Here is a 9,068-nt window from a genome sequence, read left to right on the forward strand (position 1 = left end):
ACTCCATTCGATATAAACGGGGACGATTGCCCATTGTCATTTGCCCCCCAAACCTCTTAACTGCACAGAGGGGGGACTGGAGCGTCAATGCGCCAATCCGACACCCCGCAATGAGTTTCGCTGTTTTCGCGCGCCCCACCGGGGCCGCCTGAACAGGCCGATTGGGCCGGAAACGGCCAAAGAACCGCTGACGGTCCGGGCAATGCCCCCTGAAAAACCGCAGTAAATAATGGGTATGGCCCCTTTCGGGGGGATTCATATCGGAGAAGAAACGCGATGACGCGCGCGAGTGCCAAGAGCAGACGATCAGAGGCCGGTTCCGGCCCCGTTTTTGCGCCGTCCCCCATCGCCCTGACAAGTCTCATCACGCAGCCCCTGGCGCCCCCCGGGCGGGCAGCGGCGCGCGTGTTGTGCAAAGTGGATTTATGCCTAAGAAAATGCTTATCGATGCCACCCACGCGGAAGAAACCCGTGTTGTGGTCGTGGACGGAAACAAGGTTGAGGAGTTCGATTTTGAATCCGAAAACAAACGCCAGCTTGCTGGCAACATCTATCTCGCAAAGGTAACACGGGTCGAACCGTCGCTGCAGGCGGCGTTTATCGATTACGGCGGCAACCGTCACGGTTTCCTCGCCTTTTCCGAGATTCATCCCGATTACTACCAGATTCCCGTAGCCGACCGTCAGGCGCTGCTGGAAGAGGAACGCGCCTATGCCGAGGCACAGGCGGCCCGCGAGGAAGAGGAGGACAAGCCCAAGCGGTCGTCCTCCCGGTCGCGGTCGCGCAGCCGGTCCAGTTCCAAGGCGGCGGATGTCACAACCCAGGATGCAACCACATCCAGTGATATCAACGGCATGGAAACCGTCGATCTGTCCGAGGATGACGAGGTCGATGTGCGCGAGGACGAGGCTTCCTCTCCGATGGAGCGGGTTGGCGAGACTCCGGTTGAAACACCTGCCGTCGGCGAAGACGAGCAGGACGACGACCGCAGCGATGACGACCGCAATGATGACGACGCCGAAAATGGCGATGCCTCCGAAAACGATGACAGCGGTGAAGAGGACGGCGCTGACGCGCGCGGCAATGACAACAGTGGCGATGCTTCGGACAAGGACGACAGCATCGAATCCGTTGCCGAGGAAGACGACAGCGAAGATATCCGCCCGGTGCGCAAGCCCCGGCCCAAGCGCTACAAGATCCAGGAAGTCATCAAGGTCCGTCAGATCCTGCTGGTTCAGGTCGTCAAGGAAGAGCGTGGCAACAAGGGTGCGGCGCTGACCACCTATCTGTCGCTGGCGGGCCGGTACTGCGTGCTGATGCCCAACACCGCCCGTGGCGGCGGCATTTCGCGCAAGATCACCAATGCGGCGGACCGCAAGAAGCTCAAGGAAATCGCAAACGAGATCAAGGTGCCCCAGGGGGCCGGGCTGATCGTGCGCACCGCCGGGGCGAAACGCACCAAGGCCGAGATCAAGCGCGATTACGAATACCTGCAGCGCCTGTGGGAACAGATCCGCGAGCTGACGCTGAAAAGCATGGCACCCGCCAAGATCTATGAGGAAGGCGACCTGATCAAACGCTCGATCCGCGACCTTTACAACCGCGACATCGACGAGATCCATGTGGAGGGCGAGCGCGGCTACCGCATCGCCAAGGACTTCATGAAGATGATCATGCCGTCCCATGCCAAGAACGTGAAACGCTATGAGGAGCGGCTGCCGCTGTTTGCCCGCTATCAGGTGGAGACCTATCTCAGCGGCATGTTCAATCCGACGGTGCAGCTGCCGTCGGGCGGCTATATCGTGATCGGCGTGACAGAGGCGCTGGTGGCGATCGACGTGAACTCCGGCCGGGCGACCAAGGAAGGCTCGATCGAGCAGACCGCGCTCAAGACCAACCTGGAGGCCGCTGACGAAGTGGCGCGCCAGCTGCGTCTGCGTGACCTCGCGGGGCTGATCGTGATCGACTTCATCGACATGGACGAGCGCAAGAACAACGCCGCCGTCGAGAAGCGGATGAAAGACAAGCTCAAGACCGACCGCGCGCGCATCCAGATTGGCCGCATTTCGGGCTTTGGCCTGATGGAAATGTCGCGTCAGCGTCTGCGCCCCGGCATGATCGAGGCGACGACGCAGCCCTGTCAGGCCTGTCATGGCACCGGTCTGATCCGCAGCGACGACAACCTTGCGCTGTCGATCATCCGCCAGATCGAGGAAGAAGGCACGCGCCGCCGGTCCCGCGAGGTGCTGATCAAGGCACCGGTGGCCATCGCGAACTTCCTGATGAACCAGAAACGCGAACATGTCGCGCAATGCGAGGCGCGCTATGGCATGTCGGTGCGGATCGAGGGTGATCCGCATCTGATCAGCCCTGAATTCAGCATGGAAAAATTCAAGACCGCGACACGGGTCGTGCCGCCGGCCAACCATGTGGTATCTGTCGATACCTCGCTGATGGACAAGATCGACGAGGATGACGCCGCCGCCGCGGAAGCAGCGGAACGGGCCGGGGAGGATGCCGTCGAGGAGACAGATGACCGCGGCGGGCAGAGCCAGTCCAGGGGGTCTTCCTCTGACAAGGGGTCGTCCTCTGACGGTGAGGGCAAGCCCAAGCGGCGTCGCAGGCGCCGGCGGAGCCGGTCCAAGAGCAAGTCGAACGGCGATTATCAGAATGGCGATCAATCCTCCGATGACAATGAATCGGATGATGAGGATCAATCTTCGGATGCCGATGCAGGCCAGGTAAGCCAGAGCGCCGCATCCGCTGAGGATGCGGCCACCGCAGGAGAGCCTGCGGCAGAGGAGGCCAAGGCCAGCGCAGAACCGGTCGAGGCGGAGACCAAGAAGAAACCCTCCACCCGCAGCCGGTCGCGCAGCACATCTGCCAAGGCGAAAGCCGAGGCCGAAGCTGCCCTCGATGCGGATGCCAGGACTTCGGCACCAGCGGAAGCCGGGGAAGCAGCGGATGCCGAGGCGGCGCCGAAGCCCAAGCCGAAAACCACCCGTTCGCGCAGCACGTCCAAGGCCAAGACTGCGCCAGCGGCGGATGACACTGCCAAGGCGGCCGCAACCAAGGAAACCACGGGCAAGGAAACCACGGCCAAGACCACTACGGCCAAGGAGACCCCTGCCAAGGAAACCGCGGCCAAGCCGAAAACCACCCGCAGCCGGGCCAAGCCGAAACCCAAGGTTGATCCCAAGGCGGAGACTGCGGCGGCACCTGTCGAGGCGGCAACGCCGGAACCCGTGGCCGAGGAAAAGCCGGAGGTGACGCCAAGCGTGGCACCGGTTGCACAGGCGGCTTCGACCCCCAGCGTGTCAGCCGAGCCCGAGCCCGCGCCCGAAGCGGCGGCGCCAGAACCCAAGGCGGCGGCGCCAGAACCCAAGGCGGCGGAGCCCGAAGCCAAGGCAGCTGAACCCGCGCCCGAGGCGGCACCGGAAGAGGTTGCCGAGAAAAAGCCGAAGAAACGCGGCTGGTGGTCGCTGGGCGGCTGACGCCGCAGCGCAGATCATGAATTATGGCGTCTGACGCCTAAAAAGAGGCGGGTCTTTGGGCCCGCCTTTTGCTATCCGCCCTTGCGCACGAGATAGAGCTGGGCGGCCCCGTCCTCGCGGGTTTCGACCAGGGTATGCCCCGCCTCGGCGCAGAAATGCGGCACGTCGATGATCGCTGCGGGATCATCCGCGCGCATGGCGATGCAATCGCCCGGTGACAGCGCGGACAGACGTTTGCGCAGTTTCAGCACGGGCAGGGGGCAGAGCAGCCCGATGGCATCGAGGTCTTGTGTGATCATACCGCCGGGATAAGACAGATGTTACACCCCGTCCACAGGCTTGTGACCGGCGCGGGGCGTGACGCGGCTGCGCAACGGGGGTAAGGGTGGCGCATGTTTGGTATCGAACTCATAGATGCGGGTCTTTTCCCTGCGATGCTGGTGGCGCTTCTGGCGGGGGTGATCAGCTTTCTCAGCCCCTGTGTGCTGCCGATCGTTCCACCCTATCTTGCCTATATGAGCGGCGTCAGCCTGGGCGATATGTCCAGTGTGGCTGCGGCGCGCAGGCGTGCGGTTGTGGCGGCGGTCTTCTTTGTTCTGGGGCTGAGCACGGTTTTCCTGATCCTGGGCTTCACCGCATCGGCATTTGGCGCGTTTTTCCTGCAAAATCAGGTGCTTTTCGCGCGAATCTCAGGTGTTGTGATCATTGTCTTCGGTCTGCATTTCCTCGGGCTGTTCCGCATTCCCTTTCTTGACCGCGAGGCGCGGCTTGATGCGGGTGACAAGGGCGGGTCCAGCTTTGGCGCCTATGTGCTGGGGCTTGCCTTTGCCTTTGGCTGGACGCCCTGCATCGGGCCGCAGCTGGGGGCGATCCTGTCTCTGGCGGCATCCGAGGCTTCCGTGACACGTGGCACGCTGCTGCTGGGGATCTATGCGGCGGGGTTGGGCATTCCCTTTCTGCTGGCGGCGATGTTCATCACCCGCGCCATGGGGCTGATGAACCGGATCAAGCCGCATATGGGGCTGATCGAGCGGATCATGGGCATCCTGCTGGTGCTGGTGGGGCTGGCGATGCTGACCGGGGCCTTCTCCGGCTTTGCCTTCTGGTTGCTGGAGACTTTTCCGGCGCTGGGGTCGCTGGGCTGAGGGCCACTCCTGAGCGATTGCTGTTGTCTTGGTGTGGTATATGCCTCTGCCGCTTTATGCCCGACATCTGCGGTCGCGGCAGCTTGCGATTGTTGTTCCTCAAATGAAGACATGTCATTTTTGACATGTCTACCAAGACCGGTCTGAAATGACATGTCATCGCAGACCTGTATAGAATGACATGTCTTCGCGGAGCGGTATCAAACGGCCCGGCCGCGCAGAACCTTTCGGCATGATCCGCCGTGTTTTACGGGCGCATGAGCGCCGGGAGGCACAGGGCCGATGGCCATGCCGCTTGCGCTAAAGCGCCTTACTCTCGCCTGGATTTCTGGCTAAACTCGCGCCAACAACGGGCGGCAGGCAATGAGCGAACAGGTGGAAAATCGGGTGGCGCGGCGTCGGGTGTTTTACATTCCCGGCTACGATCCCATCCATCCGCGCCGCTACCGGGAGCTGTATCGCAAGGAAAGCGCGGCCCAGGCGGCGATTTCGGGATATGAGATTGCCCTCAAGCCGAAACCCAAGGGTGGGAACTACGGCTGGCACGTCGATGCCACCATCGAGGCGGCAGATGTCGCTGCGGATGTGGAGGTGCTGGTCTGGTCCGACATCGTGCGCGACAGCATGAGCAATTCGATCCCCGCCACATACCTGCAATTGCTGCGCACGGCCTGGGTCTATATCGCCTCCGGCGCGCTCTGGCGGCTGATGAAGCTGCGCAAGGGGCCGGTGATCGCGGCACTCTATCCGGTGGGGATGCTGCTGGGGCAGTTGGGAATTGCGGTGGGTCTTGGCTGGTTGGCGGGCTTTGCGGTGGTCGCGCTGCAGCGCGGGTTCCTGCCGCAGGTTCCCACGGTGCTTGCAGTTGTCGCAGGGGCTGCCATCGGGGTTTTCCTGGCCGTTGCGCTGCTGCGTTGGTTCAAGAAGAAGGACAGCAGGTTCTTTGCCTATTACCTGATGCATGACTACGCCTATGGTGCCGCCACGCGCGGGGCCAATCCCGCCGCACTTGAAGCGCGGATGGCGGCATTCGGCGACAGCATCGCAGCGGCATTGCAGGAGGACGTGCAGGAAGTGCTGGTGGTGGGCCATTCATCGGGCGCGCATCTGGGGGTCTCGGTGCTGGCCGATCTGATCCGCGCGGGCCGGGTGCCGGATGACGGGCCTGCACTGTCCTTTCTGACGCTGGGGCAGGTGGTGCCGATGGTATCATTCCTGCCTGAAGCGCACCGGCTGCGGGCGGATCTGCAGTATCTCAGTGCCTGTGACGAGCTGACCTGGGTCGATGTCACCGCCCCCGGTGACGGCTGCGCCTTTGCGCTTTGCGATCCGGTGGCGGTGTCGGGCGTGGCCCCGGCCGGCAAGAAATGGCCGCTGGTGTTCTCTGCCGCCTTCACGCAGTCGCTCAGCCCCGCGCGCTGGAAGGCATTGCGCTGGCGGTTCTTCCGCCTGCATTTCCAGTACCTTTGCGCATTTGACCGGCCAAAGGACTATGATTACTTCCAGATCACCGCAGGGCCCCGGACCCTTGCCGCGCGCTATGCCGGGCGGCCGCCGTCGAAATCGCGCATCGACCGCCCGGTCAACAAATACACGTCGCTGGCCGCATGAGCCTGCCGCCGAAGCCCGCCAGCCGCCCTGACAAGGTCTCGCTCTGGCGTTATGCGCGGCTGTTTCGCGCCGATATCCTGTCAGCGCAGCCCGCGCGGCTTTACCGCGCCTGGATGGCTGAGTTCCGCACGCCCTTCTTCCGCAGCTACCTGATGAACCAGCCCGAGCTGATCAAGACGGTGCTGAAGGACCGGCCCGACGATTTCCCCAAATCGGACCGCATCGGCGAGGGGCTGCGCCCGCTGCTGGGCAATTCGGTGTTCCTGACCAATGGCGACACCTGGAAGCGCCAGCGCCGCATCATCGACCCGGCCTTTGAGGGGGGCCGCCTGCGCGAGACTTTTCCCGCCATGTGGGAGGCGGCAGAGGCGGCGGCGCAACGGCTGGCGCCCCATGCAGGCCAGGTGATCGAGATCGAGGCGGAGACCAGCCATGCCGCTGCCGATGTGATCTTTCGCACGCTGTTCTCGATCCCCATCGAACATCACCTGGCGCGGGAAGTGTTCGAGGAGTTCAAGACCTATCAGCGCAGCCAGCCGCTGCTGAATCTTGCCGCCTTTGTGCCGCTGCCCCGCTGGATGCCGCGTTTCTTTCGCCGCGGGACAAAGGCAAGCGCCGCCCGCATCCGCCGGCTGATCACCGCATTGACCAAAGGCCGGATGGAGGAGATTGCCACAGGCACCGCGCCCGACGATCTGGCGACCAAGATCATGACCACCGCCGACCCGGTGACCGGCGCGCGTTTTGACACCGAAGAGATGGTGGACCAGGTCGCCATCTTCTTCCTCGCGGGGCATGAAACCAGCGCCTCGGCCCTGGCCTGGACGCTGTATCTGCTGGCAACCCATCCCGACTGGCAGGACCGGCTGGCCGAAGAGGCGCAGGTGCTGGAGACCTGCGATTTTGCGGTGATGTCGAAACTCAGGCTCAGCCGCGATGTCTTTCGCGAGGCGCTGCGGCTTTATCCGCCGGTGCCGATGATGGTCCGGGAAAGCACCTGCCCGGAGCACTTCCGCGACCGCGATGTGAAACCCGGGGCGCAGCTGGTGCTCAGCCCCTGGCACCTGCACCGCCACGAAAGGCTGTGGGACAATCCGGATGGGTTCGACCCGGCGCGCTGGGGCACGGAAAACGGGCAGAAATGTCAGCGCGAGGCCTATATCCCCTTTTCCGCCGGGGCACGGGTCTGCACCGGGGCCGGCTTTGCCATGGTCGAGGGGCCGCTGATCCTGTCGCGCATCCTGCGCGATTACCGGGTGGCGGCGGTGCCGGGCAGGGTGCCTGTCCCCGTGGCGCATCTGACGGTGCGCTCTGAGCGCGGGATCTGGCTGCAGCTGACGCGCCGTTGAGGCACCCGGGCGCTTGCGGGGCCGTTTGCGCTATCATCCGGCACGCTCTCTACCATCGGTCGCCGTCTTGTCTTATGAACGATGCTGACAGGAATCACAGGACAGGCGGAGCTCTTCATGGCGATCAATTCAGCACAAAAGATGCAGATGACCAGCGGCAAGGGGTTCATCGCGGCCCTGGATCAATCCGGCGGCTCGACCCCCAAGGCGCTGAGCCTCTATGGCGTTGAGCCCGAGGATTACAACGGCGACGAAGAGATGTTTGCCGCGATGCATGCCATGCGCGCACGGATCATTCTGGCGGATGATTTCACCAGCGAGAAGGTGATTGGCGCGATCCTGTTCGAGCGGACCATGGATGCCGAGATCAACGGCAAGCCCGTTGCGCAGCTGCTGTGGGAAGACCGCCGGGTGGTGCCCTTCCTGAAGATCGACAAGGGTCTGGAAGAGACCGACCGCGATGTACAATTGCTGAAACCCATGCCCGGTCTCGAAGACTTGCTGGCCCGCGCGGCGGACAAGGGGATTTTCGGAACCAAGGAGCGTTCAGTTATCCATGCAGCGAACGAGGCGGGCATCGAGGCTGTTGTGGCGCAGCAGTTCGAAGTGGCCAGGACGGTCTGTGCGGCGGGACTTGTGCCGATCATCGAGCCGGAGGTGAACATCAACTCCGAAAGCAAGGCGGAGGCCGAGGCGATGCTGGCCCGCGCGCTGCTGGCACATGTTTCCGAGCTGGGGCCGGACCAGCTGGTGATGCTGAAGCTGACGATCCCCGAAGAGGACGGCATCTATGACACGCTTGCCGGGCATGACAATGTGCTGCGGGTGGTGGCGCTTTCGGGAGGCTATTCCACCGACGAGGCCTGCCGCCGTCTCAGCCGTAACCCGAAGATGATCGCGAGCTTCTCTCGTGCGCTGACCGAGGGTTTGAACGTGAAGATGTCGGATGCGGATTTCAACGCGGCACTGGGCGAGAATATCGGCAAGATCTACCGCGCTTCTGTCGGCTAGGGCGCCGGACTTTTCAAAAAGTCCGGTTCGTTTTCTTCAAAGAAAACGGGTTTTGGTGCGTCTGGCCGATGCAGGGGCTGTGAAGCGAGCTTCTTCGGTTCGGACCGGTGGATGCGGACTTTTCAAAAAGTCCGGGTCGTTTTCTTCAAAGAAAACGGGATTTGGTGCCTCTGGTTGGGACATGGGCAGTGAGGTGAGCCTCTTCGGTTCGGACCGGGTGGATGCGGACTTTTCAAAAAGTCCGGGCCGTTTTCTTCAAAGAAAACGGGATTTGGTGCCTCTGGTCGGAGCAGGTGCTGTGAGGTGAGCCTCTTCGGTTCGGACCGGTGGATGCGGACTTTTCAAAAAGTCCGGGCCGTTTTCTTCAAAGAAAACGGGTTCTGGTGCCTCTGGTCGGAGCAGGGGCTGTGAGGTGAATCTCTTCGGCGCGGACCGGGTGGATGCGGACTTTTCAAAAA

The 9,068-nt window shown here is 62.8% G+C and carries 6 protein-coding genes; 5 read left to right on the forward strand and 1 reads right to left on the reverse strand.

The genetic code is table 11. From position 1 onward, the window contains the following. The first annotated feature begins 425 nt into the window (after nt 1-425). Nucleotides 426-3,494: an Rne/Rng family ribonuclease gene (locus PVW51_RS21395; RefSeq protein ID WP_274577353.1), complete on the forward strand. Its 3,069-nt coding sequence runs from the start codon at nt 426-428 to the stop codon at nt 3,492-3,494. A 71-nt stretch (nt 3,495-3,565) separates the two neighbouring features. Here the strand turns inward: PVW51_RS21395 and PVW51_RS21400 are convergent, their stop codons facing one another. Continuing rightward, complete coding sequence (locus tag PVW51_RS21400) at nt 3,566-3,793, reverse strand: sulfurtransferase TusA family protein (protein ID WP_274577354.1); 228 nt, start codon at nt 3,791-3,793, stop codon at nt 3,566-3,568. A gap of 93 nt (nt 3,794-3,886) precedes the next feature. Here PVW51_RS21400 and PVW51_RS21405 point away from each other — a divergent pair, with 93 nt between their 5' ends. From PVW51_RS21405 to PVW51_RS21420, 4 genes are all read left to right on the forward strand, one after another. After that, a complete protein-coding gene (locus tag PVW51_RS21405; RefSeq protein ID WP_114277309.1) occupies nt 3,887-4,639 on the forward strand; it encodes a cytochrome c biogenesis CcdA family protein in 753 nt (250 codons plus the stop codon). A gap of 363 nt (nt 4,640-5,002) precedes the next feature. After that, nucleotides 5,003-6,250 (forward strand): hypothetical protein, encoded by a 1,248-nt coding sequence (locus tag PVW51_RS21410; RefSeq protein ID WP_274577357.1) that lies wholly within the window; start codon nt 5,003-5,005, stop codon nt 6,248-6,250. After that, on the forward strand, nt 6,247-7,599 hold the full coding sequence (locus PVW51_RS21415; RefSeq protein ID WP_274577358.1) for a cytochrome P450: 1,353 nt from the start codon (nt 6,247-6,249) through the stop codon (nt 7,597-7,599). The genes PVW51_RS21410 and PVW51_RS21415 overlap by 4 nt, the downstream gene beginning before the upstream one ends. A gap of 117 nt (nt 7,600-7,716) precedes the next feature. Next, nucleotides 7,717-8,610 (forward strand): fructose bisphosphate aldolase, encoded by an 894-nt coding sequence (locus PVW51_RS21420; RefSeq protein WP_274577360.1) that lies wholly within the window; start codon nt 7,717-7,719, stop codon nt 8,608-8,610. The last annotated feature ends 458 nt before the right edge of the window (nt 8,611-9,068 follow it).

This window comes from Sulfitobacter sp. PR48, assembly GCF_028807335.1.
Taxonomy (GTDB): domain Bacteria; phylum Pseudomonadota; class Alphaproteobacteria; order Rhodobacterales; family Rhodobacteraceae; genus Sulfitobacter.

Bases quoted from the DNA above. Each gene is read 5' to 3' on its own strand.
- PVW51_RS21395 (WP_274577353.1), top strand. From the start codon at position 426: ATGCCTAAGAAAATGCTTATCGATGCCACCCACGCGGAAGAAACCCGT.
- PVW51_RS21400 (WP_274577354.1), bottom strand. From the start codon at position 3,793: ATGATCACACAAGACCTCGATGCCATCGGGCTGCTCTGCCCCCTGCCC.
- PVW51_RS21405 (WP_114277309.1), top strand. From the start codon at position 3,887: ATGTTTGGTATCGAACTCATAGATGCGGGTCTTTTCCCTGCGATGCTG.
- PVW51_RS21410 (WP_274577357.1), top strand. From the start codon at position 5,003: ATGAGCGAACAGGTGGAAAATCGGGTGGCGCGGCGTCGGGTGTTTTAC.
- PVW51_RS21415 (WP_274577358.1), top strand. From the start codon at position 6,247: ATGAGCCTGCCGCCGAAGCCCGCCAGCCGCCCTGACAAGGTCTCGCTC.
- PVW51_RS21420 (WP_274577360.1), top strand. From the start codon at position 7,717: ATGGCGATCAATTCAGCACAAAAGATGCAGATGACCAGCGGCAAGGGG.